The organism is Pseudomonas sp. GM74 (assembly GCF_000282455.1).
GTDB lineage: Bacteria > Pseudomonadota > Gammaproteobacteria > Pseudomonadales > Pseudomonadaceae > Aquipseudomonas.
Genome location: NZ_AKJG01000150.1, coordinates 75,301 through 101,513, shown reverse-complemented (window position 1 = coordinate 101,513; position 26,213 = coordinate 75,301). Strand labels below are relative to the sequence as shown.

Here is a 26,213-nt window from a genome sequence, read left to right as displayed (position 1 = left end):
ACTGCTTCGCAGCCGAACGCAGCCTCGCAGGCTCGGCAGCTGCTACAGAGAGCCGAACTGCGTCTACTCCTCGCGCAGTGCGGCTCTCGACCGGTGTCACAAACACCGGTCTTTCGCGGCGACTGTACCAGCAGTCGCCGTTTTTTTTGTGCGGTCGACTCAGGATTCTTTCGGGCCGGTGACAGGTTTTGCTGTGGATTGTTTTTGCGCACGCCATGAAGCCGGCGGCATACCGAACTGACTGATAAACCACCGCGTAAACGAACTCGCCATCGAATAGCCGAGCATGTCGGCAATCCGGCTGAGCGAGTAGTTCGGGTTGTCCAGGTAACGCAGCACCAGGTCTCGACGCACGTCGTTGATCACGTCGTTGAAGGCGCAGTTGTCGTCCTTGAGGCGGCGTTGCAGGGTGCGTACGTTCATGCCCTGGCTCTGGGCCACCTGTTCGATGGTGGCGCGCCCCATGGGCAGCAGCAGGTAGATGGCCTTGCGCACCTCGAACAGCATCGAGGTGCCTTCGTGGTTCTGCAGCGAGTCGAGGTAGCTCTGGGCGTAGCGGGCCATGGCCGGGTCGGCGTTGGGGTTGGTCATGTCCAGGCTGATGTCAGGGCAGACGATGCCGTTGAACTCGCTGCCGAACTCCAGGTTGCAGCCGAACAGGCGGCGGTGCAGGTGCAGGTTGTCCGGTGGCTGGTGCATGAAGTTGACGCTGTAGGGGTGCCAGTGTGAGCCGAGCAGAGCAGAGCACAGCCGGAACATCACGCCAATGGCCAACTCCGTGGCCTGGCGGCTGGGCATCGGCGTTTCGGTGACCACCTCTTCGCGAATGATCACCATCTTGCCGGCCTCTTCAATGAAGATGGCCAGCGAGTCATTCATCAGGTGCCGGTAATCCACCACGACCTGCAAGGCATCGCGCAGGGTGCGCTGGTGGCTGAGCAGCAGGCTGACCACGCCGAAGTCCGAGAGCTGGCGCGACTCGGCCATGCTCAGGCCGAAGGTCTGGCAGCCGCTGGCGGTGGCCGAGTCTTCCAGCAAGCGGACGGCGGCATCGATATGGATGCGGTGTTCAGGGGCTTGCAGTTGGGCCTTGCTCAAGCCGACTGCTTCCAGCACGTCGCGCGGGTTGAAACCCAGGTACTGGGTGACCTCCAGGTAGTTGGTCAAGACGGCGGCGCGAACAAGCTTGGTCATGCAAAGTCTTCCCTGGGCCGATGGCGTTTGGCGTGAGCGTGGCGACTATATCCAGCGTATCAACAGTTGAACAGTTGTCATGTCGTTGATGGATTTCATGCTGTCCGGTCACCAATCTTCTACGCTGCATGGAGCCACCGGCGCTCATCCGTTGATTACAGTGACCTTGCGCCCACCTGCGAGGTTTTTAGACCAGTGGTCGCACTGTCCAAGTGTCCGACAATTTGTCATCAAAAGAAAAGTGCCTGACGTCCAATGTAAAGCGCTTCGGGTGGGCGCTCTTTAATGTCGACACTACAAAAAGCCCCTGGCGAAAACAGCCAGTCGAGTTATCGAGAAAGCGAAGGTGTTGACCGTGGACAAACTGCAAACTGCCGCCACCATTCTGATCGTTCCGGGTCTGCGCGAGCACGTGGCCGAACATTGGCAAACACTGCTTGCCGCCAGGCTGAGCAACGTGCGCAGTGTGGCGCCGCTAGAGACCGACAAGCTCGACTGCATGGCCCGTGTGCGGGCGATTCAACACGAACTCGAACAAATCGACGGGCCCGTGATTCTGGTGGCCCACAGCGCCGGCGTGCTGATGGTCGCGCACTGGGCTGCGCACTACAGCCGACCGATCAAGGGCGCTTTGCTGGCCGCGCCACCGGACCTCGATGCGGTCTGGCCGTCGAACTATCCATCTTCCGAAACCCTGCGTAGCCAGGGCTGGAACCCATTGCCACAAGGCCAGCTGCCATTTCGCAGCATCGTGGCCGGCAGCACCAACGATCACCTGGCCAGTCTGGCTGCGGTCACCCGCATGGCAAAAGGCTGGGGCGCCGAGTTGCTCAATCTGGGCGAAGTCGGCCATCTCAATCCGGCCGCAGGATTTGGCCATTGGCAGCAAGCTGAAGCACTCATCCTGGAGCTGGATCGCTAGTACAAGGAGCTGGACTGGCAGTACGCCAACCGGCATTTGCCCTCATTCCTTAAACGCAAACCCGAAGAGGTTTGTGCGAGGGCGGCTGCGCTTAAAACAAAGACAAAAAGGCGGAGACAACGCAATGCACAACAATAAGAGTCACGGCTTCACCGCGCCACGCTGCACCTTGCTGGCCTCAGCCATTCTCGCGGCAACCGTACCGGCGGCCCATGGAGCCGAGATCGAGACGGGGAATCCGGACTGGAACGTACGCGTGGATAACACCATCAAGTACAACTACGGCGTGCGCACCGAAAGCGCCGACAAGCGCATGTTGGGAACGCCGAACAACAACGACGGCGACTACAACTTCCGCAAGGCCGGTACCAACATCACCAACCGTATCGACCTGTTGACCGAAATGGACGTGGTCTACAAGAACGCCATGGGCTTTCGCGTCAGCGCCGCCAGCTGGTACGACAAGGCCTATGACAACACCGGTTCCAACTCCAACCCGTTCGTCAACGGCAACGATGCGCGTTCGGGCCTGATCGCCAACGATCCGCGCCTGGCCGGGGTCACCCATGACAACGTCGGCAACGGCAGCCCGCACCTGAGCAATTATGCCCAGCGCTACTACAGCGGCCCTTCGGGCGAAATCCTCGATGCCTTCGTGTTCTACAGCACCGAAGTGGGCGAGGAGTCGATGTTCAGCGCCAAGGCCGGCCAGCACAACGTGTTCTGGGGCGAGACCATTCTCAACCCGGTGCACTCGGTCAGCTATGGCCAGTCCGGCCTCGACCTGGCCAAGCTTGCCGCGTCGCCGGGTACCGAAGCCAAGGAACTGTTCGTTCCGCGTAACCAGCTGTCGATGACGTTCACCGTCAATCCCGAGCTGACCGTGGGTGCCCAGTATTTCCTCAATTGGGATGCCGCGCGCCTGCCGGAAGCGGGCACCTATTACGGTGGTTCCGACCTGGTTGGCTTCGGCGCGCAATCGTTCCTGTTGGGCAACACCAACGGCGTGGTACCGGGCAGCCCGCTGGGTTGTGGCCTGGCGCCGTGCAACGCCTTGACCAATGTGCGTCGTGGCAAGGACCTGACCCCGCATGACAGCGGCGACTGGGGCGTCATGGCCAAATGGTCGCCGGCGTGGCTGGATGGCACCCTCGGCGTCTACTACCGCGAAACCTCGGAAATCCTGCCACAAGCCTGGCTGGACGCCAGGGGTATTACCTCGGCCAACCCGAACGGCACCCGTCCGGCGGGGCAAGTGCCTGCGGTGATCAATACCCTCAATTCGCTGGACACCGCCACCTATCAACTGGCCTATGCCGACAACATCAAGATCCTTGGCCTGAGCCTGTCCAAGGACGTGGGTGGAATCAGCGTGGGTTCGGACCTGAACGTCCGTCACAACATGCCGCTGGCCAGTATCCCGGCGATCGTCAGTACCCGCAGCCCGCTGGGCCTGGGTCAAGGGCTTGGCCTGCTGCCAGCGCGTACGGACGCCACCGGTGTGGTCTATGACACCCCGAGCCGTGGCGACAGCATGAGCGCCACCGGTGACACCCTGCACTGGACGCTCAACGGTCTGATGACCTTGCCTAAAACACCTGTGTTCGACCAGGCAACCGTGCTGGCCGAGTTGTACTACAGCAACCTGCTCAAGCTCGATAGCGAAAACGAGGCGCTCTACAAAGGCAAGGGCAGCTATCGCGGTATCGACGCGCCGACCCGTGACAACTGGGGGCTGGCAGTCAACTTCACACCGACCTGGTACCAGGTATTCCCGGGTGTCGATCTCAACGCGCCGATGTCGGTCAACGTCGGTCTCGACGGTGTGTCGCCGGTCTCCGGTGGCGGTGCCAAGGACACCGGCAACTATGCCGTGGGCATCGGTGCCGTTGTGTACAACAAATACTTTGTCGACCTGAAGTACGTGGACTCCTTTGGCCAGACCGACAAGTGCAACAAGAGCGGTGTAAGCACCGGCCCAACCGGTGGTGACGGCTCCACCCCGAACGCCTTTAGCGGCAACGAAAACTACGCCTGTTACGCCGGCGGCTACTCGTCCTTCTCCGGAGGTGGTGCCACGACTGAGGACCGTGGCGCCGTGTACCTGACGATGAAAACTACATTCTGATTCACCACTGATTTGCTTAACGCAAGCAGGAGAATAACAAGATGAAATTTGTAAAAACCGTGTTGGCCGCTTCGCTGGCCATGGTCTTCGCCGCTCAGGCACAGGCTGCTGTTTCACCTCAGGAAGCTGCCAAGCTTGGCACCAGCCTGACCCAGGCAGGGGCTGAAAAAGCCGGGAACGCTGATGGTTCCATTCCTGCCTACAACGGTGGCCTGACCACGCCGCCGGCCAGCTTCAAGGCCGGCGACAGCATGCGCCCGGATCCGTTTGCCAGTGAAAAGCCTGTGCTGGTGATCGACGGCAAGAACGTCGATCAGTACAAGGGCCTGCTCACGGCGACCACGGTAGAACTGGCCAAGCGTTTCCCGACATTCCGTGTCGACGTGTTCCCGACGCACCGCACCGTGTCGCTGCCTCAAGCGATTCTGGATAACGGCGTGAAGAACGCCAGCGGCGCCAAGTCCCTGGAAGGTGGCCTGGCCATCGACAACGTGCTGCCGGGCATTCCATTCCCGATTCCGCAGTCGGGCAACGAAGCGATGTGGAACTTCCTGTTGCGCTACCAAGGCGTCAGCATCAGCTCCAAGTACGACTCCTGGAACGTTGACTCCGCGGGCGTTCCTAGCCTGGCGACCACCGGGCAAGCGAACATTTCCTACCCGATCTATGAAAACCTGTCGCAGCCGATCAGCAGCGCCGACGTGTACTACCAGATGAAGCTGGCGTACACCGGCCCTGCGCGCCGCGCCGGTGAGGCGATCATGCTCAAGGACGCCGCCAACCCGTTGCAGCAACCGCGTCGCGCCTGGCAGTACCTGCCGGGCCAGCGTCGGGTGAAACTGGCGCCGAGCCTGGCTTACGACACGCCGAACCCTGGCACCGCAGGTGCGGGCACCTACGATGACGTGTTCGTGTTCAATGGTGCGCTGGATCGCTACGACTGGAAACTGGTCGGCAAGCAAGAAATGATCGTGCCTTACAACACCTACAAGCTGACCTACGTCCAGGATCCGAAGTCGCTGACCACCGCCAATCACTTGTCACCGGACTTCGTGCGTTGGGAAAAACACCGTGTATGGGTCGTCGAAGGCAACCTCAAGGCCGGTGCCCGTCACATCTACGCCAAGCGCCGCTTCTACCTCGACGAAGACAGCTGGACCGCTTTGGCCTCGGATCAATATGACGCCCGTGGTCAGCTCTATCGCGGTTCCTTCGCCTTCCTGAGCCAGAGCTACGACAAGCAGGTTCCGGATTCGACGCCCTTCATGATCTACGACCTGGTGGGTGGTTCGTACAACATCAACGGTGTAGTCGGCCCTTACGGCGGCATCAAGTACATCGAGCCGCTCTCCAAGGCCCAGTGGTCTTCGGAATCCCTGGCCGGTGCCGGTATTCGCTAAGCCAACCGCAAAAACGCGCTCGCACGATCCACCGGCACTGTAGGAGCGAGCTCGCTCGCGATGGACGCAAGAACACCGCGGGGAACCAGGTTCCCCGCGTCATCGTTAACGCCCATCGTCGGTTCGCCGCCCGGAGCAAGCTCGCTCCTGCAAACGGCATGACCTGCACGGCGTGAGGTTTTACCGTCAGGTACACGCAGGTGTGCCTCGACGCGGTTTTCCGAAGAGGACGCAGTATGTGTTCGTATAAAAATAATATGTTGCAGCTGGCGTTAGGCGTTGTGCTCGGCCTTTCGCAGGGCATCGCCCAGGCGGCCGATTACGTCGATGTGCTGGACCTGCCCGCCAGGGTCAGTGCCTTGGCCATCAAAAGCCCGTTGTCCGGTATGACCCGCGCCGGTGGGCGTGTGATTACCGTCGGCCAGCGTGGCCATATTCTGTTTTCCGATGATTCGGGAAACCACTGGCAACAGGCCGCCGTACCGGCCAGTGCCGACCTCACTGCGGTGAATTTTCCGACCACCACCCAAGGCTGGGCGGTGGGTAATGACGGCGTGGTGCTGCACAGCAGCGATGCCGGCGCGACCTGGCAAAAGCAGCTCGACGGTCGTCAGATCGGCGCCTTGCTGGTCAAGCATTACACGGCGCTGGCCAGCGCCGAACCGGGCAATGAGCAATGGCCCCAGTTGGCTATGGAAGGCCAACGACTAGCCGATCAGGGCGCGGACAAACCGCTGCTCGACGTCTGGTTCGCCAACGACAAGACCGGCTATGTGGTCGGGGTATTCAACCTGATCCTGCGCACCGACGACGGTGGCCTGACCTGGACGCCATTCCAGGACCGCACCGACAACCCCCAGGGTTTCCACCTCAACGCCATCGCCTCCACCGGCGACGGTGTGTACATCGCTGGCGAGCAAGGCCTGCTGCTCAAGTGGGACGACAGCGCCCAACGCTTCAATGCCGTGCCGACGCCTTATCAAGGCAGCTTCTTCGGTGTGCTCGGCAAGCCTGGCGAAGTGCTGATCTACGGCCTGCGCGGCAATGTGCTGCGCAGCACCGACGGCGGCCAGAGCTGGACCTCACTGGACACTGGCCTGCACGTCAGCATCACCGCGGGCCTGATCGATGCCCGTGGCAATTATCGCTTGTTCACCCAGGGCGGGCAGATGCTGGTCAGCCAAGGGACGGGCGCGCAGTTGCATCTGAAACAGCAACCGGCACCGACCCCGGTCGCCGGTGCCACCCAGTCCGCCGATGGCGCATTGGTGCTGGCCGGCAGCCGTGGTGCCCGGACGCTGTCCGCCGATCCAGCCCTCGAACCCTAAGAGCGAGAACCCAGACATGGGCAATATCAAACAAGACGCCATGCCGGTGATCCGCGAACTGCGGGATTTCGACCACCGCTCCGGCAACCTTCTCGAACGGCTGGTGTTCAACTACCGCCCGCTGTTCATGCTGTTGATGGCGCTGGCCACCGTGGTGCTGGGCTTCATGGCCGTGACTCGCCTGGAGCTGCGCCCAAGCTTCGAAAAAATGATTCCCCAGAGCCAACCCTACATCCAGAACTTCCTGGAAAACCGCCAGTCGTTGCGCGGGTTGGGCAACTCGGTGCGGGTGGTGGTCGAGAACACCCAGGGCGATATTTTCGACCCCGAGTACCTCGACGTGCTCAAGCAGGTCAACGACCAGCTTTTCCTCACCGAAGGCGTCGACCGTGCGTGGATGAAGTCGCTGTGGAGCCCGGCCGTGCGCTGGACCGAAGTCACCGAGGACGGTTTCCAGGGTGGCCCGGTTATGCCCGACACCTACTCGGGGCAACCTGAGCAGATCGAGCAGTTGCGCCAGAACATCTCCCGCGCCGGCATCGTCGGCAGCCTGGTGGCCAGCGATTTCAAGTCGACCATGCTGATCGTGCCGCTGCTGGACAAAGCCGCGGCCGGTGGCCAACGCATCAACTACCACGCGTTCTCGCAGATGCTCGAAGAGCAGTTGCGCGACAAGATCGAATACGCCGGCGACAGCGCTGCGCGAAAATCCGGTGTCGAAGGCACCGGCCATTACAAGGTGCGGGTGATCGGCTTCGCCAAACTCATGGGCGACCTGATCGACGGCCTGATCCAGGTGATGATGTTCTTCGGCCTGGCCGTCGTCACGTCACTGGCCATCATCTACGCCTACACCCGTTGCGTGCGCAGCACCCTGCTGGTGGTCGGCTGCTCGCTGATCGCGGTGGTCTGGCAACTGGGCATCGTCGCCTGGCTCGGCTACGCCATCGATCCGTACTCGGTGCTGGTGCCATTCCTGATCTTCGCCATCGGTGTGTCCCACGCGGCGCAGAAGATGAACGGCATCATGCAGGACATCGCCCGTGGCACCCATAAGCTGATCGCCGCGCGCTACACCTTCCGCCGTCTGTTCATCGCCGGTGTCACCGCGCTGCTGGCCGACGCCGTGGGCTTCGCCGTGTTGATGCTGATCGACATTCCGGTGATCCAGGACCTGGCAATCACCGCCAGCATCGGTGTTGCGGTGCTGATCTTCACCTCACTGCTGCTGATGCCGGTGGCCCTGTCCTATGTCGGTGTCGGCGCGAAAGCCGCCGAGCGTGCGCTGAAAATCGACAACCGCGCAGAGAAGCACAAAGGCTTCGGCAAACTGTGGGACGCGCTCGATCGCTTCACCACCGCCAAATGGGCCACGGGTGCCGTTCTGGTCGCGGTGTTGATGGGCATTGGCGGTTTCATGGTCAGCCTGAACCTGAAGATCGGCGACCTGGAAAGCGGGGCGCCGGAGCTGCGCGCCGACTCGCGCTACAACCGCGACAACGCCTACATCACCCAGCATTACGCGCTGTCCAGCGACCTGTTCGCAGTGATGATCAAGACCGCGCCGGAAGGCTGCCTGAACTACAAGACCCTGGTGCTCGCCGACCGCCTGGCCTGGGAGCTGCAACAGTATCCGGGCGTGCAGGCGACCGCGTCCCTGGTCAACGCAGTGCGCCAGATCACTGCCGGTACGTATGAGGGCAACCCCAAGCTCAACAGCATCCAGCGCAACCAGGACGTGCTCAACTACGCCGCCCAGCAGGCCTCGGTCAACTCCCCGGAGCTGTTCAACACCGATTGCTCGCTGATGCCGGTGATCACCTTCCTCAAGGATCACAAGGCTGAAACCCTGGACGCGGTGGTGGCGATTGCCGACAAGTTCGCCAAGGAAAACAGCACCGCGGATCGCCAGTTCCTGCTCGCTGCCGGTACTGCCGGTATTGAAGCCGCGACCAACATCGTGGTGCGTGAAGCCAACCGCACCATGCTGCTGTACGTGTACGCGGCGGTGACGCTGTTCTGCCTGATCACCTTCCGCAGCTGGCGGGCCACGCTGGTGGCGCTGTTGCCCCTGGTGCTGACCTCGATCCTCTGCGAAGCCTTGATGGTGGCCATGGGCATCGGCGTGAAAGTCGCGACCCTGCCGGTGATCGCCCTCGGCGTGGGCATCGGCGTGGACTACGCCTTGTACCTGCTCAGCGTGCAATTGCACTTCCAGCGCCAGGGCCTGCCGCTGTCCCAGGCTTACCGCAATGCCGTGTCGTTCACCGGCCGGGTGGTCGGGCTGGTGGGCATCACCCTCGCCGCCGGCGTGGTGTGCTGGGTCTGGTCGCCGATCAAGTTCCAGGCCGACATGGGCATCCTGCTGACCTTCATGTTCCTGTGGAACATGCTCGGCGCGCTGATCCTCATTCCGGCCCTGTCCTACTTCCTGCTGCGCGAACGGGCCCCTCAGCCTGGTTCTGTCGCGGCAGCCGTAAACACTGAATCCACTGAACGTCCCGGCATGCCCCATGCCGTGACCACTTCCGAGTAAGCCAAGATGTCTGATTACAAAGCTCCCCTGCGCGACATGCGCTTCGTACTCAACGAGGTTTTCCAGGTGTCCCGGCTCTGGGCACAATTGCCCGGCCTGGCCGACGTGATCGATGAAGAGACCGCCGCCGCCATCCTCGAAGAGGCCGGCAAGATCAGCGGCGAAGTGATCGCGCCACTGAACCGCGCCAGCGACGAACAGGGCTGCACCTGGAACGACGGCGCGGTCACCGCCCCGGACGGTTTTGCCCAGGCCTATCAAGCCTTCGCCGAAGGCGGTTGGGTGGGTGTCGGCGGTGATCCGCAGTACGGCGGCATGGGTATGCCCAAGGCCATTTCGGCCCAGGTCGAAGAGATGGTCAACTCGGCCAGCCTGTCGTTCGGCCTGTACCCGATGCTGACCGCCGGCGCCTGTCTGTCGATCAAGGCCCACGCCAGCGAAGAACTGAAAGCGGCTTACTTGCCGAACATGTACGCCGGCACCTGGACCGGTTCGATGTGCCTGACCGAAGCCCATTCCGGTACCGACCTGGGCCTGATCCGCACCAAGGCCGAACCCCAGGCCGATGGCAGTTACAAGGTCAGCGGCAGCAAGATTTTCATCACCGGCGGCGAGCACGACCTGACCGAGAACATCATCCACTTGGTGCTGGCGCGATTGCCCGATGCACCGGCCGGCCCGAAAGGCATCTCGCTGTTCCTGGTGCCGAAAGTGCTGGTCAACGCCGACGGTTCGCTGGGTGAAAACAACGCGCTGTCCTGCGGCTCCATCGAACACAAGATGGGCATCAAGGCCTCCGCCACCTGTGTGATGAACTTCGATGGCGCCACCGGCTGGATCGTCGACGCACCGAACAAAGGCCTGGCGGCCATGTTCACCATGATGAACTACGAGCGTCTGGGCGTGGGTATCCAGGGCCTGGCCCAGGGCGAGCGCTCGTACCAGAACGCCGTCGCCTACGCCCGTGACCGTCTGCAAAGCCGCGCACCGACCGGCGCGCAGCACAAGGACAAAGCGGCCGACCCGATCATCGTGCATCCGGACGTGCGTCGCATGCTGCTGACCATGAAAGCCTTGAACGAAGGCGGTCGTGCGTTCTCCAGCTACGTGGCCCTGCAACTGGACATCGCCAAGTACAGCGAAGACGCACCGACACGCCAGCGCGCGCAGGATCTGGTATCGCTGCTGACCCCGGTGGCCAAGGCATTTCTCACCGACATGGGCCTGGAAACCACCATCCACGGCCAACAGGTGTTCGGCGGCCACGGCTACATCCGCGAATGGGGCCAGGAGCAACTGGTGCGCGACGTGCGCATCACCCAGATCTACGAAGGCACCAACGGCATCCAGTCCCTGGACCTGGCCGGGCGCAAGATCGTCGGCAGCGGCGGGGCGCTGTACCGCTTGTTCGCTTCGCAAATCCGCGAATTCACCGCCAGCGCCGGCGCGGACCTCGGCGAGTTCACCCAGCCGTTGAACGCCGCCGTCGACACCCTCGACGAACTGACCGCGTGGCTGCTGGACCGGGCACAAAACAACCCGAACGAAATCGGTGCGGCCTCGGTCGAGTACCTGCACGTGTTCGGCTACACCGCGTACGCCTACATGTGGGCGCGCATGGCCAAGGCCGTCATGAGCGGCGATGCCGAGGACGATTTCTACACCAGCAAACTGGCCACCGCGCGTTTCTACTTCGCCCGGTTGCTGCCGCGTATCCACTCGTTGAGCGCATCGGCCAAGGCCGGCAGCGACTGCCTCTACGAGCTGCAAGCCGATCAGTTCTGATCGAAAGGACAAGGAACCTTAAACATGATGGCGACAAAAATAATTCCGCCCGCCGACGGCGCCTATGCCTATCCCTTGCTGATCAAGCAACTGCTGCTGTCCGGCGTGCGCTACGAGCCGGGCCGGGAAATCGTCTACGCCGACAAGCTGCGCTACAGCTACCAGACCCTCAACAAACGTATTCGCCGCCTGGCCAATGCGCTGACGGCGGCCGGGGTCAAGGCCGGTGACACGGTGGCTTTGCTCGACTGGGACAGCCACCGCTACCTGGAATGCTTCTTCGCCGTGCCGATGATCGGCGCGGTGCTGCACACAGTGAACATTCGCCTGTCGCCGGAGCAGGTGCTGTTCACCATGAACCACGCCGAGGATGACCTGGTGCTGGTGCATGATGATTTCCTGCCCCTGGTCGAGCAGATCCACGATCGGCTGGAAACCGTAAAAGGCTACCTGCAGCTCACCGATGACGAGGCGACCACCACCTCGCTGCCGGTACTGGGCGAGTACGAGCAACTGCTGTCCCTGGCCCCGGACCAGTACGACTTCCCCGATTTCGACGAGAACTCGGTCGCCACGCTGTTCTACACCACCGGCACCACCGGCGACCCGAAAGGCGTGTACTTCAGCCATCGGCAACTGGTGCTGCACACCCTGAATGCCGTCGGCACCCTGGGCGTCTATCAGGGCCAGCCGCTGCTGCGTTCCGACGACGTGTACATGCCCATCACGCCGATGTTCCATGTGCATGCCTGGGGCGTGCCGTACGTCGCGACGCTGATGGGCATCAAGCAGGTCTACCCTGGCCGCTACGAACCCAATAGCCTGGTCAAGCTGTACCGCGAAGAGAAGGTGACCTTCTCTCACTGCGTGCCGACCATCTTGCAGATGATCCTCAACTGTGAAGAAGGCAAGGCGACCCGTTTCGACGGCTGGAAAATGCTCCTGGGCGGCAGCGCGCTGACCCTGGGCGTGGCCAGCGAAGCCAATGCCAAGGGCATGGTGGTGCACGCCGGTTACGGTATGTCCGAAACCTGCCCGTTGCTGTGCCTGACCTACCTGCGCGACGAGGACCTTCAGCTATCCGCCGAAGCCCAGCTGCCGATCCGCATCAAGACCGGCACCCCGGTGCCGATGGTCGACCTGAAGATCATCGACGCCGAGGGCAACGACGTGGCCCATGACGGCGAGTCCCTGGGTGAGATCGTGGTGCGCGCACCGTGGCTGACCCAGGGCTATCTGAAAGCCCCGGACAAAGGCGCGGAGCTGTGGCACAACGGCTGGCTGCACACCGGCGACATGGCCTCGATCGACAAACTGGGCGGCGTGGAAATCAAGGACCGTATCAAGGACGTGATCAAGACCGGCGGCGAGTGGATCAGCTCCCTGGAACTGGAAAGCCTGATCAGCGAACACCCGGCCGTCATGTCCGTCGCGGTGGTGGGCATCGTCGATGAGCAGTGGGGCGAACGGCCCATGGCCATGGTGGTGTGCGAGCCGGGGCAATACCTGGACCGCAAGATTCTGGAGGTGCATTTGCAAGCCTTCGTCGACGGCGGCCGCATCAACAAATGGGCGATCCCCAAGCAATTCAAGTTCGTCGCCGAAATCCCCAAGACCAGCGTCGGCAAGATCAACAAGAAGCTGATCCGGGAAACGGAAGCGAACTGAGGGATAAACCTGCCATCACCACCGATGATGGCAATTTTTTTGTAGGAGCGAGCTCGCTCCTACAAGGAATCCAATAGCGGGCGGTTTCTGGATAGTTTGTGGGGCGTCATCTTTGTCATAGTTCTGGCCAGAGATAACGCCCCGTTGGTCGCGGTTTTCAGCGCTTGTGCCAAGCTGAACGGGGTGTTGAACCGCCGTGCATCAGTCAAACCCCAGGAAGCCCACGACATGAACCTCACCCGTGCATCAAGCGTCCGCCACGAGTTCTACAAGGCCGTCTGGTACTACTTCAAAGTGGTGTGGCCGATCTTCTCGATATTGCTGCTAGTGATCATTGCGTTCGGCCTCATCATCGCCCACCTCGAAGGGTGGAGCCCGTATGACGGCGTCTACTTTGCCTTCGTGACCGGCCTGACCATCGGTTATGGAGAACTGGTGCCCAAACTGGGCGTGTCACGAGTGCTGGCGATCTTGCTGGGTTTCAATGGGGTGCTGATGACGGCGACATTTGCGGCGATCAGTGTCCGGGCGATTGAAGTGACGGTGACGGCGTCACGGAAGGACAAAGAATAGAGGCAACCAACACGCACTCTCCTGTGGGAGCGGGCTTGCTCGCGAAGGGGCCAGTACATTCAACATCAATGTTGCCTGGACTGACGCCTTCGCGAGCAAGCCCGCTCCCACAGTTTTTTGCAGCCGGCAGGCTAAGCCTCCCAACCCGCCCCAGTCACCGCCGCCTGTACCAGCGGGTGCAAGTCCGCCCCTTTATGTTCCGTCTGCCAGGCCAGCAACTCCTTGCGCATGCTCGGCGCCCAGTACATCTGCATATGATTGCGCACGCTGAGCACCGCCTGTTGCTGGTCCGGCTGGCTGGCGAAGTACTGGGCGATCTGGTTGGCCATCTTGATCAGGTTGTCCGTGCTCATCGGCGTACCTCCGCTTTGGCGCCACGGGCCCGGTCCTTGAGCAGACGATGCTGTTCATCGCTGAACTCCTGGAAGCGCTTCTGCCACTCCGAAGGGTGGTAGACGCGGCTGACCTCCACGGCAGTGACCTTGTACTCCGGACAGTTGGTGGCCCAGTCGGAGTTGTCGGTGGTGATCACGTTGGCGCCCGATTCCGGGAAGTGGAAGGTGGTGTACACCACGCCCGGGGCGACCCGTTCGGTGATCCGCGCCCGCAGCACGGTCTGCCCGGCGCGGCTGCCGATGCCGACCCAGTCGCCTTCGTTGATACCACGGCTCTCGGCGTCGGTCGGGTGGATTTCCAGACGATCTTCGTCATGCCAGGCAACGTTGTCGGTACGCCGGGTCTGGGCGCCGACGTTGTACTGGCTGAGGATGCGCCCGGTGGTCAGCAGCAGCGGGTAGCGACTGTTGACCTTCTCCTCGGTGGGCACGTAACCGGTGAGCATGAAGCGCCCCTTGCCGCGCACAAACTCTTCGATGTGCATGGTCGGCGTGCCGTCCGGTGCCTCGGCGTTGCACGGCCATTGCAGGCTGCCGTGGCGATCCAGTTCGGTGTAGCTGACGTTGGTGAAGGTCGGCGTCAGGCTGGCGATCTCATCCATGATTTGCGACGGATGTTTGTAGTTCATCGGATAACCCAGGGCATTGGCCAGGGCCACGGTGCCTTCCCAGTCGGCCTTGCCGCCCAGCGGCTCCATGACCTTGCGCACCCGGGAGATGCGTCGCTCGGCGTTGGTGAAGGTGCCGTCCTTTTCCAGGAACGAGCAGCCTGGCAGAAACACATGGGCGAACTTGGCGGTTTCGTTGAGGAAAATATCCTGCACCACCACGCACTCCATGGCCGACAGGGCCGCGGTGACGTGCTGGGTATTCGGATCGCTCTGGGCGATGTCTTCGCCCTGGCAATACAAACCCTTGAAACTGCCGGCCAGGGCCGACTCGAACATGTTGGGGATGCGCAGGCCCGGGTCGGGTTGCAGGGTGACGTTCCAGGCTTGTTCAAACTGCGCCCGTACTGCTTCGTTGGAGATGTGCCGGTAACCGGGTAGCTCGTGGGGGAAGGAACCCATGTCACAGGAGCCCTGCACGTTGTTCTGCCCGCGTAGCGGGTTCACGCCCACGCCTTCGCGGCCGATGTTGCCGGTGGCCATGGCCAGGTTGGCGATGCCCATCACCGAGGTGCTGCCCTGACTGTGTTCGGTGACGCCAAGGCCGTAGTAGATCGCCGCGTTGCCGCCGGTGGCATACAGGCGAGCAGCGGCACGGATATCGGCAGCGGGCACACCACAGACAGGGCCAAGGGCTTGCGGCGAGTTTTCCGCGCGGCTGACGAACTCACTCCAGATCGCGAAATCGCTACCCTCGCAACGGGCGTCGATAAAGGCCTGGTTGAGCAGGCCTTCAGTGACGATTACGTGGGCCAGCGCATTGAGCATGGCGACGTTAGTGCCAGGGCGCAGGGCCAGGTGAAATTCGGCACGGGCATGCACCGTATCCACCAGATCGATGCGTCGTGGGTCGATGACGATCAGCCGCGCGCCTTCACGCAGGCGGCGTTTGAGTTGGGAGGCGAACACCGGGTGGGCGTCGCTGGGGTTGGCGCCCATCACCAGGATCACGTCGGCCTGCATCACCGAGTCGAAACTCTGGGTACCGGCGGACTCGCCCAGGGTTTGCTTCAGGCCATAACCGGTCGGCGAGTGGCAGACCCGCGCACAGGTGTCGACGTTGTTGTTGCCGAAGGCGGCGCGCACCAGCTTTTGCACCAGGTAGGTTTCTTCGTTGGTGCAGCGGCTGGAGGTAATGCCACCGATGGAGTCGCGGCCGTATTTTTGCTGCAGCCGACGGAATTCGCTGGCGGCGTAGGTCACCGCCTCATCCCAGCTGACTTCCTGCCAAGGGTCGCTGATGTGCTTGCGGATCATCGGCTTGGTGATGCGATCCGGGTGGGTCGCATAGCCCCAGGCAAAGCGCCCTTTGACGCAAGAATGGCCGTGGTTGGCCTGGCCGTTCTTGTCCGGAACCATGCGCACCAGTTGGTCGCCTTTCATCTCGGCGCGGAACGAACAGCCCACCCCGCAATAGGCACAGGTGGTGATCACGCTGCGTTCGGGCTGGCCCAGTTCGACCACGCTTTTTTCCATCAGCGTTGCGGTGGGGCAAGCCTGCACACAGGCGCCGCAGGACACGCATTCGGAGTCGAGGAAGTTCTCGCCACCGGCAGCGGCCACCCGGGATTCAAAACCGCGCCCGGTAATGGTCAGGGCGAAGGTGCCCTGGGTTTCCTCGCAGGCACGCACGCAGCGGTTGCAGACGATGCACTTGCTCGGGTCGTAGTCGAAGTACGGGTTGGACGTGTCCTTCACGTCGGCCAGATGGTTGTCGCCCTCATAGCCGTAACGCACCTCCCGCAGGCCGACCTGACCGGCCACGGTTTGCAGTTCGCAGTTGCCGTTGGCTGAGCAGGTCAGGCAGTCCAGCGGGTGATCGGAGATGTACAACTCCATGACATTGCGCCGCAGCGTCGCGAGCTTGGGCGTCTGGGTGTGCACGCTCATGCCTTCGCTGACCGGCGTGGTGCAGGACGCCGGGTATCCGCGCATGCCGTCGATCTCCACCAGGCACATGCGGCAGGAGCCAAAAGGTTCCAGGCTGTCGGTGGCACACAGCTTGGGAATGGTCGTGCCCAGCAGTGCGGCGGCGTGCATCACCGAGGTGCCTTCGGGCACGCTGATGCTGCGGCCATCGATGTTCAGGGTGACTTGCACCTGGCTGTCGCGGGCAGGGGTGCCCAGATCGATATCGGTTTTCGGGTCGAAGAGAGTGATCATTGCTCGGCCTCCGAGGGCTGCAAGCCGAAGTCGGCGGGGAAGTGCTTGAGGGCGCTGGCGACCGGAAACGAGACCATGCCGCCCAACGCGCACAGCGAACCGTATTGCAGGGTGTCGCAGAGGTCCTTGAGGATGATCACCTGCTCATCGCGACCGCTCTGGTCCGGTGCGGCCAGCAGGCGATCGATCACCTCGACGCCGCGGGTCGAGCCGATGCGGCAAGGCGTGCATTTGCCACAGGATTCCTCGGCGCAGAACTCCATCGCGAAACGCGCCATATGGGCCATGTCCAAGGTGTCGTCCGCTACCACCACACCACCGTGACCGAGCATCGCGCCGATGGCCATAAAGGCTTCGTAATCCAGCGGCGTGTCGAATTGCGAAGGTGGCACCCAGGCGCCGAGCGGGCCGCCCACCTGCGCAGCCTTCAGCGGACGACCACTGGCGGTCCCTCCGCCGTAGTCTTCCACCAGTTCCCGCAGGGTCAGGCCAAAGGCCCGTTCCACCAGGCCGCCGTGACGAATATTGCCAGCCAACTGGAAGGGCATAGTGCCCAGGGAACGGCCCATGCCGTAATCGCGATAGAACTGCGCCCCCTTGGCCAGAATCAGCGGCACCGAGGCCAGGGTCAGCACGTTGTGCACCAGCGTCGGCTGGCCGAACAGGCCCTGCAACGCAGGAATCGGTGGCTTGGCGCGAACGATCCCGCGCTTGCCTTCGAGAGAGTCCAGCAGCGCGGTTTCTTCACCGCAGATGTAAGCACCGGCCCCGACGCGTACTTCCATATCGAAGGCCTGGCCACTGCCGCCGACATCGGCGCCCAGGTAACCGGCTTCCCGGGCGATGTTCAACGCTGCACGCAGCGTGGCCACGGCATCCGGATACTCTGAGCGTACGTAGATGTAGCCGAAGGTGGCACCGACGGTAATGCCGGCAATCGCCATGCCTTCGATCAGCAGGAAAGGGTCACCTTCCATCAACATGCGATCGGCAAAGGTGCCAGAGTCACCTTCGTCGGCGTTGCACACGATGTATTTCTGCGCAGCTTGAGTGCCGCGCACCGTGCGCCATTTGATCCCGGCAGGGAAGGCCGCGCCGCCACGGCCACGCAGGCCCGAATCGAACACCGCCGTCGCGGTCTGCTCGCCGCCAATGGCGATGGCCTGGGTCAAACCCTCGAAACCGCCGTGGGCCCGGTAATCCTCCAGCGACAACGGCCGGGTAATGCCAGCGCGGGCGAATAGCAGGCGTTGTTGAGTCTTCAGATAAGGCAATTCTTCCACCAGGCCCAAGGCCAGTGGATGGGTAGTCGGTTCGCCTTGGAGTGCGTCGAGCACGGACGGTACATCGGCAGCCGTCAGCGGGCCGAAGCCGATACGACCTTGCGGGCTGTCAACTTCCAGCAGCGGTTCCAGCCAATACAGGCCGCGCGAACTGGTGCGCTGAAGCTCCAGTGGCAGATTGCGTTCCTTCGCCTGTGTGATCAGGGCTGTTGAGACCTCGTCGGCGCCCACAGCACGGGCAAGAGAATCACAGGGCAGATAAAGAGTCGGCATCACGCGTCCTCCCGGCAAGCGTCGAGCAGCGCATCCAGACGCTCGGCACTCAGCCGCGCATGCACCCGACCATCCAGCTCCAGAGCGGGCGAGCAGGCACAGGCCCCAAGGCAATACACCGGCCGCAAACTGATGCTGCCATCGGCGCTACTACCGTGGTCATCCAGTTGCAGACGCTCACGCAACTGCGCAGCCAACTGCTCGGCACCACGGCTCTTGCACGACTCGGCCCGACACAGCCGCAGGATATGCCGCGCAGGCGGCGCGGTACGGAAGTCATGGTAAAAACTGATCACCCCACGAACCTCGGCCTGGCTCAGGTTCAGGGCATGGGCAATCTCGGGCACGGCGACATCGGGGATATAACCGATGCGCTCCTGAATATCATGAAGAATGGGCAACAGCGCACCCGGAGTACCCTTGTGGCGCTCCAGCAGACTGTTGACCACAGGCAGGTGCAACATCTCATCAGGCATTCAGCAATCCTCACGGTCACGGACAAACCATCTGGTTGTCGGTCGTCCGAAAGTGTCGGCTGCGGCACTCACACCACGTCACGGTATCGTGGCAATTCAGGCCGTTGGCCAGGGCACCCTGAGCGGGCATCTTGTTGTGCCCGGCACGGTCTTCGCCGCACCTCTACTGGGCATAAAGGGCAGCTTGCCACGCTGCTATTGATCGACCTGCACCAAAGCGACGTGCTCGGTTCTGCCTACGACTATCCATTAAGTCTAGATGAGTGGTGCACGGGGCGTTCACGCACTGGCCTAATGCCCGGAGGGCCTGTCGATGGCTGATGTATAGCAAGCAATACAGGTGAGAAGAAGCATCAGAGCCGTGGCCAATTCTACGGAGCAGACGCGCTGAAGTATTCCGCTGCAGCCCCAACGCACAACCCCTGTAGGCGCGAGCTTGCTCGCGATGGCGCCAGCCCAGCCAACATCAATACCGAAGGTGCACCGCAATCCCTGTGGGAGCGGGCTTGCCCGCGAAAGCGCCAGCCCAGCCAACACAAAAGCTGAATCAGCTGCCACCCTAGCAAGCCACCCACACCCCACAGGCCTCAACCACTAAGCTTCAGCCTTAGCCCCCACCCGCTTAGACGCCAGCCCATTATCTCGATCCCGCACCGACACTTTCATCACATCATCCACCACTGCCTCAATCCCGCTAGAAATGAGTAATGAAGTTGAGTCTCAGTCGTCTATGTTTGCGCGTCCTACAGGTCAGAGCCAACACGGAGTAGGAAAAATCTGATTTCGCCCATTAGCGGCTTATGGATGAGTCATACCTGCCTGGAAGAACGTAGATTCCCTCCTGCAAATTTTACTTGCCAAGGAGAGGTCGTATGGCGTTTGACGCTTTTATCAAAATCGAAGGTATTCCAGGCGAAGCGCTTGATGAGCAACACAAGGACTGGATAGAAATTACCGGATACAGCTTCGGCACTCACCAAGGCACTTCTGCTACAGCCAGCTCGGCAGGTGGCGCCTCATCGGGGCGCACGACCGTTAGCGACTTCACGTTCACCAAGAACCTGGACAAGTCCAGTTGTAAGCTCATAGAGATCAGCTGTGCAGGTGATCATTTGAAGGAAGTTGTATTGACACTGCATCGCGCCGGAGGCGAGAAACAGAAGTATTTTGAGATCACGTTGGAAGAAGTCATCATTTCCAGCTACTCACAACATGCAAATGATGGCGTGCCTACTGAAAGTCTCAGCTTGAACTACGGTCGCATCAAAACAATCTACACCCAGCAAAAACGAACGGATGGTGCCGGCGGAGGTAACGTAGCGGGCGGTTGGGATCGCATCAACAATAAAAAATACTCCTGAGATCGCCACTAATGCCAGCGACCTTTATAAATCCAAGAATGCAGCCTTATTCATATTTGAAGTCGACATTGCAGCTTGGTAAAAACTCAATGTCGAAGTTTGATGTATTGAATGTGCATGTTGTCAATGCGGTAGTGCTGCCAGGTGAGCTGATAATCGTAGGTGATAATTCAACACCTTCGTGTACGGCCGAAGAAGCGTTCTACATGAAGAAGGCGTCTGAAGTTCATTTGGCACTGATGGCCAATGGAATGCAGGGTGATGGTTTTTTAGTAGAAAATCATGAGTTCATAACAAAAGCGCTTGGGCATTCATCTATTGGGATAGGTAGCGTTGGCGGTGCGTGGGGTAAACACCTCGATGGTATCAAACAAACCCTTGAAGATATTGAAGCGGCCCATCGCGATCACCTTAGAAACGGGGCGCCTAAGGCTCGAGATGATTTTTACGCAAAGCGCAAGGCACTATTTGAAAAGCTTGATAATCAACTGAAAGCTTTTGCCAAATATGGTTCAGGCCTGCGCAACCAAGGCTCTATAAAAAATATGCTTGGGATATCCACGAGAAGCTATTTGCACTCCGGGGTGATAGCAGGCTATGCAGAAACCATTAACGGCGTGGCGAGAGCTTCGCGTTTCATGAAATCAGGTACCTACTTGGGCATAGGTCTGAATGTGGCTGCAACAGGAACATCTATCTACGCCGCGTGTACCACTGGGCGCGAAGTACAGTGCAGAAAAGCTAAATATGTTGAAGCTGGCAAACTGGCTGGAAGTCTTTCCTTCGGAACTGTGGGTGGATCCGTCGGAGCTGGTATGGCGATGTTAGGATGCACTGTGGTCTTAGGCACCGTCACCGGCGGCCCAGGTGCGCTAGCATGTGCAGTCATTGGGGGAGGCGTTGGCGGCTATTATGGAGGTGAGATAGGTGAAAAAATAGGAGAGTCCGGTGGAGAAGTTATTTATGAGCTCTTTCCACAATGAGTAATGTTGCGCTGTCGATCATCGTAATATCGATACTTCTTCTTGGAGTCGTATCAGCGTGCTGGATTCTTTTGTCTTCATATCGTTTTACTGAGTTGGTGGAAAGTTATCTTAATAAAAGTAAGTTTGTAGAGAATAATCGCAAGGTGCTTTCCCATGCGGGTTTGATGGGGCTGCTCATCAGGAATTGCGCAATGGCACTAATGTTTTTGATTCCTAGACTCTGTGAAAAGCGTGGCCTCGTAGAAAAAGATGAGTTGTTGAATCTGCCGATTGACCTAAAGCGAAAGTTATTGGTGCCATGGGTTGTAAGTGGTTTCTCGTTATTTGCGGCGTTTATCTATTGGCTTTTGGTTCTTTGATTCTAGTGCGTAATAAAAGGCGTACTTATTACCTTTGTGCTGACCTGGCTTTTACCCTCTATAGCAGGAAGGAAGTGCTAGCGGCAAGTTATATATAACGAAGGGCGCTGACTGATGGCTCGTGGAAAAGTTAAGCCAATAGCAAGAAAATGCAGGTGTTGCGGTGCGATAAATGAAGAAAACTCAAGAGGAATTAAAGGCGGTCTCTGCTATGGATGCAGAAAATCAAGGCATGAGCGAGTGGGAGCTATTGTGTCGAGGGCGCAAAAACTCCGCTTAACGGTTGTGCTTAGCGTTATTTCTGTCTTTTTTTTAACATTGGCCGGTTATGCAATTTATTTCAAACACATCGTGCTGCCTTATGGAAGTCGAGTGCGATCCAGGTTATTGGAGTTCAACGGTTTGGGGGTTGCATTGCCAGCGCTGTCGCTGATTCTGCTCTCGGTGGGTACTTTATCTATCATTGCGGTCAATAATTGTTCTAATGGAAAGGTGTATGAGAAAATAATGAACATCAGTCTGTGTGCAGGATTGTTTTTGTATTCAATAATTATTTTTTTTGGTAGCGACTTTCACTACAGGTTATTTAATTAAGGTTAGCCTACTACCTTGCTTGGGTGTCTATTTTTCTTTCCGCTCCGTATTAAAAATGGAGATAGAATTATTACACAAGTTAAAATAGATCTGCCCTCGGGGCCAATCCCAATTCCCGGCCACCATACAAAATTTTTGTAGGAGCCAGCCTGCTGGCGATAACGCCAGCCCAGCCACCACAAAAAACCGAGCTGAAACCAAATCCTTTGTAGGAGCGAGCCCGCTCGCGAAAAACGCAAGACATTCACATGTCCTGCTGAATGCCCCACCCTTCGCAACCAAGCCCGCCCTCACAACATCACGCCTGACACTTGAAACCAAAAGCTATCCCGGCGCGTCGCCCACTACCCCCCAGCCTTAGCCCCCGTCCGCTTGGACGCCAACTCAATATCCCGATCCCGAGTCAGCACCTTCACCGCATCATCCACCAACGCCTTGCTCATCGAAGTCAGATAATGCGCCGCCCAGGCGTGACGGTCGGTGTCTCTGGCATAAGCAGCATCTTCAGTGAGCGTCTTGGCCAGGAACAGAAAATCGGAGGCCATGGACAACGCATCGCCGAGAGGAACCCCGCGAGTGACATGAAACAGCGCTTGATCCGCACAGTAGATCGCGGGTGTCAGGCCGATGGTTTTGAGTTCAGGTTGTTCAGTCATTGGCCACCTCCAAGGTTGGAGAGGCAATGGGGAAGGGCATTACGCGATTGGGAATCGCATAGAGAGAAAAGCCAAATTTCAAACGGATTGATACTGCGCATTATCCAACTCCTTGATATTAGGAGCTGCCACGTTCGTTTCCACACGAATGGGTGACAGCTGTGCGCAGGGTGGAAAACCGGGAATCAAGGAAACCGGCACGCCCGAAGACGTCCCACGCACAGCCGCCATAACTCACGCCGCAGGCATAAAAAAAGCGCCGGCAGACGTGATGGGGGCGCTGTTGCGCCTTGAATTACACGGGTTTCCACACCCGGTCGCTGAATTGGCAGCGACGGTGGGAGGGTAACGTGCAGATCGTTTTGCTGCAACCTTCGAGAGCGCTGGGTGATTATGTAGTCAGTCTTTGGGATATCCGCGCGATGACGGCGCAGCGGGGCTCTGGAAAAGGGCAATGCCATCTGTCCGCAGGTTACATATTTGCGCTTCGGGTCGTTGAGGATTTACCTCATAATCGCGCGCTCCTACCGTTGGCAGCTCTGCTTATCGACTAATCTGTAATCGCTGCCACCAGACCTCAAACAGCCAAGGAGAAAGGCAATGCCAGATAGCTGGAACCAGCGTCAATCGAATGCATCCGCCAAGCATGCCCTCGAACGGTTGCCTGCCACATCTGATTTGCCTGCGACCCTATGAGTCAAGCTGCCTACGTCAATCCAAGCCTGCTCACCTGGTCTCGGGAGCGCGCAGGTCTCTCCACTGAGCAGGTTGCTAAAAAGCTGCCAGTGAAACCTGATCGAGTACAGGAATGGGAGGCTGGCGAGACCAAACCAACATTCCTTCAGGCTCAAAAGTGGGCGAGTGTCGCTCACATCCCGTTTGGCTTCCTGTTTCTTCAGCAGCCACCCGTCGAACAACTGCCTTTACCTGATCTGCGGACAGTGGGAGGGATTGCTCCTCAACATCCCACTCTGGAACTGTTGGACACCGTTAGGGATGCAATACGTAAGCAGGACTGGTACCTGGAGTATCTGCAACACCAGGAGCATCAGCCGCTTGCTTTTGTAGGTCGCTTCAATAGCCGATCTCAAGTCAGAGAGGTGGTGGACGATATTCGCCGAGTCCTCGGCGTGAACCCTGACATTGCTCGATTGGATTACGAAAAATACAGCCGTGCCTTGATCGATGCTGCGGAAACGGCTGGCATTTTGGTTATGCGCAGTGGCATTGCGCTAGGGAATACTCACCGCAAACTGGAAGTGAGCGAATTTCGGGGTTTTGCCATCAGCAATACCTACGCCCCTATCGTATTTATCAACAGCTCCGACGCTCCCACTGCCAGGCTGTTCACCTTACTTCACGAACTGGCCCATATCTGGATTGGTAGCAGTGGAGTGTCTGACGGAAATACCGCAAATGGTCGCGACGAGGAACGTTTCTGCAATGCAGTTGCAGGTGAGTTTCTGGCTCCCGAAGCCCAATTCCGTGCCCTGTGGACCGCAGATATTGACTGGCAAGACAATTTAGCACCGCTAGCCACTCGATTTCATATCAGTAAATTAGCTATCGGTCGCCGCGCATTGGATCTTGGATATATAAGCCAAGCTCAATACAGCGCTTACTATCGAGTGATCCTCAAGGCTTTCCAGGATGAAAAAGGTGGGGCGGGTGACTATTACCGTAACGCCACCGCGAAAAACAGCCCTCGCCTAAGCAAGGCCGTGCTGACTGAAGCAATGAGTGGCCGGATGCTGCTGCGCGAGGCGGGGCACTTGCTCGGCGTGCAACCTGCCAAATTAAGGACTCTCGCCAGCAAGATCACGGAATGAATTATTTACTCGACGCAAACACACTGATCGAAGCGAAGAACCGTTACTACGGGATGGCTATCTGTCCTGGATTTTGGCAATGGTTATTGCTTAAAAATAAAGCATTAGCTTTAGCCAGCATTGCACCGGTAATGGACGAGCTAACTAAAGGGCATGATGATCTGGCCGGTTGGGCGAAGGGAAATTCTGATTTCTTTCACTCCACCACCGATCAGGATACGCAACTGGCATTTGCGCAGGTCGCGGGGCTCGTGGCTGATCAATCGCCTAAGATGAAAGTAGGCGCTATGCAAGAGTTTTTGGCGGGTGCTGACCCTTGGTTAATTGCGAAAGCGATGACTACAGGGTCTACAGTCGTTACTCATGAAGTGCTGAATCTCGACGCTAAACGGAAATTCATCATTCCCAATATTTGTCAGGAGCTTAATGTGCCTTTTTTGAATACGTTTGAGTTGTTGCATAGGCTTGAGGCAAGGTTTGTATTGCCTGCCTGAAGCAAGTGACTTTCTCAAGTCGTTTGGAAAGAGAAAGGGGACGGGTTTATTACTTAAGTGAAAGTAAATCTGTCCCCTTTTTTTACTTGGAGAAAGTATGCGCATTTTTATCGACGAGTCAGGATCGTTCGCCTATACAGACGATCACAACGCTTGGAGCACCGTTGGCGCAGTCGTAATTTTGGATGAGGCGATGGGTGCGGCTGAAAGCGCACTCCAACAGTTCAAAGTCGAGAATGGATTTGCCCCGACTGATGAGTTGAAGCTCGGAAAAGTTGGTGACGAGATGAGCTACTTTCGACTTTTAAACCGACTCGCTCAATTGAATTGCACGCTGTATGGGCTGGCAACAAACGCCCACCTCAACACCCCTGAAACTGCACTCGCTCATAAAACACAGAGTGCCCAGGGGCTGGTGAGGCACATCGACAAAATGGTTCACCAAAGCATGAAAGAGAGCATCCTGAGCGTCTCCGAGCAAGTGCTTCGGCTGTCAGATCAGCTCTACATCCAATTCACCTGCCAAATCCAATTGATGCATTACGTAGTTTCGCAAGCGGTGACTTACTACGTCCAAGTCAGTCCGGAGTCTTTGGGGTCATTTGTATGGCGCGTGGATCAAAAAGAGCCTTCAAGAAAAACTGAGTTCGAAGATGTGTTCGAAAATCTCAGTCCAGGGTATCTACAGACATTGTCTATGGATGATCCACTGCCAAGAATCGAAGGCTTCGATTACAGTCACATGGCAAAGTACGATTGCGCAGAGCCAACGTATCTCAAGGAGCAATATGGAGTCGATGTCGACCTGAGTGATGTTCTAGATATCGGTAGGCTTATCAGAGATGACATCCAATTCGTTGACTCTAAAAGCGATTTTGGAGTTCAGCTAGCTGACCTGTTGACGTCAGGGTTAAGGCGATGTCTGAAGAAGGAGTTCAATGACAACCTAAGAGCCGCGGCGTTTTTAGGTCGGCTAATGGTCAATCGTGGACGCGGCCAGCAACCCTTGTTGTTGTTATCACTCGGCGAGGAGGAGGCACTGGACAAGCCTACTGAGGGTCTCGTCAGAATGATGAAGCGACAGCAACGCCCCATGATCAAAAGGTGAGACGTTGGTAGAGCTAACCGCCATGAAAAAAAAG

General features: G+C 58.9%; 21 protein-coding genes. 15 read left to right on the top strand and 6 right to left on the bottom strand.

Translation table 11 applies throughout. The features are described from left to right. Nucleotides 1-159: 159 nt before the first annotated feature. Nucleotides 160-1,194 (bottom strand): AraC family transcriptional regulator, encoded by a 1,035-nt coding sequence (locus PMI34_RS03890; protein ID WP_008053295.1) that lies wholly within the window; start codon nucleotides 1,192-1,194, stop codon nucleotides 160-162. Between the two features lie 355 nt (nucleotides 1,195-1,549). Here PMI34_RS03890 and PMI34_RS03895 point away from each other — a divergent pair, with 355 nt between their 5' ends. From PMI34_RS03895 to PMI34_RS03930, 8 genes are all read left to right on the top strand, one after another. Next, nucleotides 1,550-2,116: an RBBP9/YdeN family alpha/beta hydrolase gene (locus tag PMI34_RS03895; protein ID WP_032829877.1), complete on the top strand. Its 567-nt coding sequence runs from the start codon at nucleotides 1,550-1,552 to the stop codon at nucleotides 2,114-2,116. A gap of 124 nt (nucleotides 2,117-2,240) precedes the next feature. Next, nucleotides 2,241-4,244, top strand: coding sequence for a DUF1302 domain-containing protein (locus tag PMI34_RS03900; RefSeq protein WP_008053291.1), 2,004 nt, complete (start codon nucleotides 2,241-2,243; stop codon nucleotides 4,242-4,244). Nucleotides 4,245-4,285: 41 nt separating this feature from the next. Beyond that, complete coding sequence (locus PMI34_RS03905) at nucleotides 4,286-5,644, top strand: DUF1329 domain-containing protein (protein WP_008053289.1); 1,359 nt, start codon at nucleotides 4,286-4,288, stop codon at nucleotides 5,642-5,644. Between the two features lie 236 nt (nucleotides 5,645-5,880). Further along, complete coding sequence (locus tag PMI34_RS03910) at nucleotides 5,881-6,972, top strand: WD40/YVTN/BNR-like repeat-containing protein (protein ID WP_008053288.1); 1,092 nt, start codon at nucleotides 5,881-5,883, stop codon at nucleotides 6,970-6,972. Between the two features lie 16 nt (nucleotides 6,973-6,988). Then, nucleotides 6,989-9,508, top strand: a complete 2,520-nt coding sequence (locus PMI34_RS03915; protein ID WP_008053286.1) for an efflux RND transporter permease subunit — start codon at nucleotides 6,989-6,991, stop codon at nucleotides 9,506-9,508. Between the two features lie 6 nt (nucleotides 9,509-9,514). After that, nucleotides 9,515-11,293: an acyl-CoA dehydrogenase C-terminal domain-containing protein gene (locus tag PMI34_RS03920; RefSeq protein ID WP_008053284.1), complete on the top strand. Its 1,779-nt coding sequence runs from the start codon at nucleotides 9,515-9,517 to the stop codon at nucleotides 11,291-11,293. Between the two features lie 24 nt (nucleotides 11,294-11,317). Beyond that, a complete protein-coding gene (locus tag PMI34_RS03925; RefSeq protein WP_008053282.1) occupies nucleotides 11,318-12,961 on the top strand; it encodes a fatty acid--CoA ligase in 1,644 nt (547 codons plus the stop codon). A 228-nt stretch (nucleotides 12,962-13,189) separates the two neighbouring features. Then, nucleotides 13,190-13,534 (top strand): potassium channel family protein, encoded by a 345-nt coding sequence (locus PMI34_RS03930; RefSeq protein WP_008053281.1) that lies wholly within the window; start codon nucleotides 13,190-13,192, stop codon nucleotides 13,532-13,534. A 131-nt stretch (nucleotides 13,535-13,665) separates the two neighbouring features. Here PMI34_RS03930 and PMI34_RS03935 read toward each other — a convergent pair whose 3' ends face one another. The 4 genes from PMI34_RS03935 to PMI34_RS03950 are packed head-to-tail and all read right to left on the bottom strand — an operon-like array spanning nucleotide 13,666 to nucleotide 18,792. Continuing rightward, nucleotides 13,666-13,887, bottom strand: a complete 222-nt coding sequence (locus PMI34_RS03935; RefSeq protein WP_008053279.1) for a formate dehydrogenase subunit delta — start codon at nucleotides 13,885-13,887, stop codon at nucleotides 13,666-13,668. After that, nucleotides 13,884-16,760 (bottom strand): formate dehydrogenase subunit alpha, encoded by a 2,877-nt coding sequence (gene fdhF, locus PMI34_RS03940; protein WP_008053277.1) that lies wholly within the window; start codon nucleotides 16,758-16,760, stop codon nucleotides 13,884-13,886. The genes PMI34_RS03935 and fdhF overlap by 4 nt, the downstream gene beginning before the upstream one ends. Further along, a complete protein-coding gene (locus PMI34_RS03945; protein ID WP_008053273.1) occupies nucleotides 16,757-18,316 on the bottom strand; it encodes a formate dehydrogenase beta subunit in 1,560 nt (519 codons plus the stop codon). The genes fdhF and PMI34_RS03945 overlap by 4 nt, the downstream gene beginning before the upstream one ends. Beyond that, nucleotides 18,316-18,792 (bottom strand): formate dehydrogenase subunit gamma, encoded by a 477-nt coding sequence (locus PMI34_RS03950; protein WP_008053272.1) that lies wholly within the window; start codon nucleotides 18,790-18,792, stop codon nucleotides 18,316-18,318. The genes PMI34_RS03945 and PMI34_RS03950 overlap by 1 nt, the downstream gene beginning before the upstream one ends. An 872-nt stretch (nucleotides 18,793-19,664) precedes the next feature. Between PMI34_RS03950 and PMI34_RS03955 the strand changes: the two genes are divergently transcribed. The 4 genes from PMI34_RS03955 to PMI34_RS28860 all read left to right on the top strand — a co-directional run bounded on the left by PMI34_RS03955 (nucleotide 19,665) and on the right by PMI34_RS28860 (nucleotide 22,092). Then, nucleotides 19,665-20,153: an Hcp family type VI secretion system effector gene (locus PMI34_RS03955; protein ID WP_008053271.1), complete on the top strand. Its 489-nt coding sequence runs from the start codon at nucleotides 19,665-19,667 to the stop codon at nucleotides 20,151-20,153. Between the two features lie 11 nt (nucleotides 20,154-20,164). After that, the gene (locus PMI34_RS03960; RefSeq protein ID WP_008053269.1) at nucleotides 20,165-21,136 is read left to right on the top strand and encodes a hypothetical protein; all 972 of its coding nucleotides are present in this window, start codon (nucleotides 20,165-20,167) and stop codon (nucleotides 21,134-21,136) included. Continuing rightward, on the top strand, nucleotides 21,133-21,498 hold the full coding sequence (locus PMI34_RS0127540) for a hypothetical protein (protein ID WP_032829874.1): 366 nt from the start codon (nucleotides 21,133-21,135) through the stop codon (nucleotides 21,496-21,498). The genes PMI34_RS03960 and PMI34_RS0127540 overlap by 4 nt, the downstream gene beginning before the upstream one ends. A 114-nt stretch (nucleotides 21,499-21,612) precedes the next feature. Further along, the gene (locus PMI34_RS28860) at nucleotides 21,613-22,092 is read left to right on the top strand and encodes a hypothetical protein (protein ID WP_157222735.1); all 480 of its coding nucleotides are present in this window, start codon (nucleotides 21,613-21,615) and stop codon (nucleotides 22,090-22,092) included. 344 nt (nucleotides 22,093-22,436) lie between these two features. On the opposite strand, the gene PMI34_RS03965 is transcribed toward PMI34_RS28860, so the two are convergent. Continuing rightward, nucleotides 22,437-22,748 carry a DUF3077 domain-containing protein gene (locus PMI34_RS03965; protein ID WP_008053268.1) on the bottom strand — a complete coding sequence of 104 codons (312 nt, stop codon included), beginning with the start codon at nucleotides 22,746-22,748 and terminating at the stop codon, nucleotides 22,437-22,439. 692 nt (nucleotides 22,749-23,440) lie between these two features. Here PMI34_RS03965 and PMI34_RS03970 point away from each other — a divergent pair. The 3 genes from PMI34_RS03970 to PMI34_RS03975 all read left to right on the top strand — a co-directional run bounded on the left by PMI34_RS03970 (nucleotide 23,441) and on the right by PMI34_RS03975 (nucleotide 26,179). After that, nucleotides 23,441-24,577, top strand: coding sequence for an XRE family transcriptional regulator (locus PMI34_RS03970; protein ID WP_008053267.1), 1,137 nt, complete (start codon nucleotides 23,441-23,443; stop codon nucleotides 24,575-24,577). Further along, entirely contained in the window at nucleotides 24,574-25,071 is a 498-nt protein-coding gene (locus PMI34_RS0127535; protein WP_032829873.1) for a DUF4411 family protein, read from the top strand. The genes PMI34_RS03970 and PMI34_RS0127535 overlap by 4 nt, the downstream gene beginning before the upstream one ends. Before the next feature lie 97 nt (nucleotides 25,072-25,168). Then, complete coding sequence (locus tag PMI34_RS03975; protein ID WP_008053266.1) at nucleotides 25,169-26,179, top strand: DUF3800 domain-containing protein; 1,011 nt, start codon at nucleotides 25,169-25,171, stop codon at nucleotides 26,177-26,179. Nucleotides 26,180-26,213: the final 34 nt, after the last annotated feature.

Excerpts from the sequence above, each read along its gene's own strand:
- PMI34_RS03965 (WP_008053268.1), bottom strand. The coding sequence starts at position 22,748 with ATGACTGAACAACCTGAACTCAAAACCATCGGCCTGACACCCGCGATC.
- PMI34_RS0127540 (WP_032829874.1), top strand. The coding sequence starts at position 21,133 with ATGAGTAATGTTGCGCTGTCGATCATCGTAATATCGATACTTCTTCTT.
- PMI34_RS03910 (WP_008053288.1), top strand. The coding sequence starts at position 5,881 with ATGTGTTCGTATAAAAATAATATGTTGCAGCTGGCGTTAGGCGTTGTG.
- PMI34_RS03905 (WP_008053289.1), top strand. The coding sequence starts at position 4,286 with ATGAAATTTGTAAAAACCGTGTTGGCCGCTTCGCTGGCCATGGTCTTC.
- PMI34_RS28860 (WP_157222735.1), top strand. The coding sequence starts at position 21,613 with ATGGCTCGTGGAAAAGTTAAGCCAATAGCAAGAAAATGCAGGTGTTGC.
- PMI34_RS03970 (WP_008053267.1), top strand. The coding sequence starts at position 23,441 with ATGAGTCAAGCTGCCTACGTCAATCCAAGCCTGCTCACCTGGTCTCGG.
- PMI34_RS03945 (WP_008053273.1), bottom strand. The coding sequence starts at position 18,316 with ATGCCGACTCTTTATCTGCCCTGTGATTCTCTTGCCCGTGCTGTGGGC.
- PMI34_RS0127535 (WP_032829873.1), top strand. The coding sequence starts at position 24,574 with ATGAATTATTTACTCGACGCAAACACACTGATCGAAGCGAAGAACCGT.
- PMI34_RS03920 (WP_008053284.1), top strand. The coding sequence starts at position 9,515 with ATGTCTGATTACAAAGCTCCCCTGCGCGACATGCGCTTCGTACTCAAC.
- PMI34_RS03930 (WP_008053281.1), top strand. The coding sequence starts at position 13,190 with ATGAACCTCACCCGTGCATCAAGCGTCCGCCACGAGTTCTACAAGGCC.
- PMI34_RS03975 (WP_008053266.1), top strand. The coding sequence starts at position 25,169 with ATGCGCATTTTTATCGACGAGTCAGGATCGTTCGCCTATACAGACGAT.
- PMI34_RS03915 (WP_008053286.1), top strand. The coding sequence starts at position 6,989 with ATGGGCAATATCAAACAAGACGCCATGCCGGTGATCCGCGAACTGCGG.
- PMI34_RS03950 (WP_008053272.1), bottom strand. The coding sequence starts at position 18,792 with ATGCCTGATGAGATGTTGCACCTGCCTGTGGTCAACAGTCTGCTGGAG.
- PMI34_RS03935 (WP_008053279.1), bottom strand. The coding sequence starts at position 13,887 with ATGAGCACGGACAACCTGATCAAGATGGCCAACCAGATCGCCCAGTAC.
- PMI34_RS03960 (WP_008053269.1), top strand. The coding sequence starts at position 20,165 with ATGCCAGCGACCTTTATAAATCCAAGAATGCAGCCTTATTCATATTTG.
- PMI34_RS03890 (WP_008053295.1), bottom strand. The coding sequence starts at position 1,194 with ATGACCAAGCTTGTTCGCGCCGCCGTCTTGACCAACTACCTGGAGGTC.
- PMI34_RS03955 (WP_008053271.1), top strand. The coding sequence starts at position 19,665 with ATGGCGTTTGACGCTTTTATCAAAATCGAAGGTATTCCAGGCGAAGCG.
- fdhF (WP_008053277.1), bottom strand. The coding sequence starts at position 16,760 with ATGATCACTCTCTTCGACCCGAAAACCGATATCGATCTGGGCACCCCT.
- PMI34_RS03900 (WP_008053291.1), top strand. The coding sequence starts at position 2,241 with ATGCACAACAATAAGAGTCACGGCTTCACCGCGCCACGCTGCACCTTG.
- PMI34_RS03925 (WP_008053282.1), top strand. The coding sequence starts at position 11,318 with ATGATGGCGACAAAAATAATTCCGCCCGCCGACGGCGCCTATGCCTAT.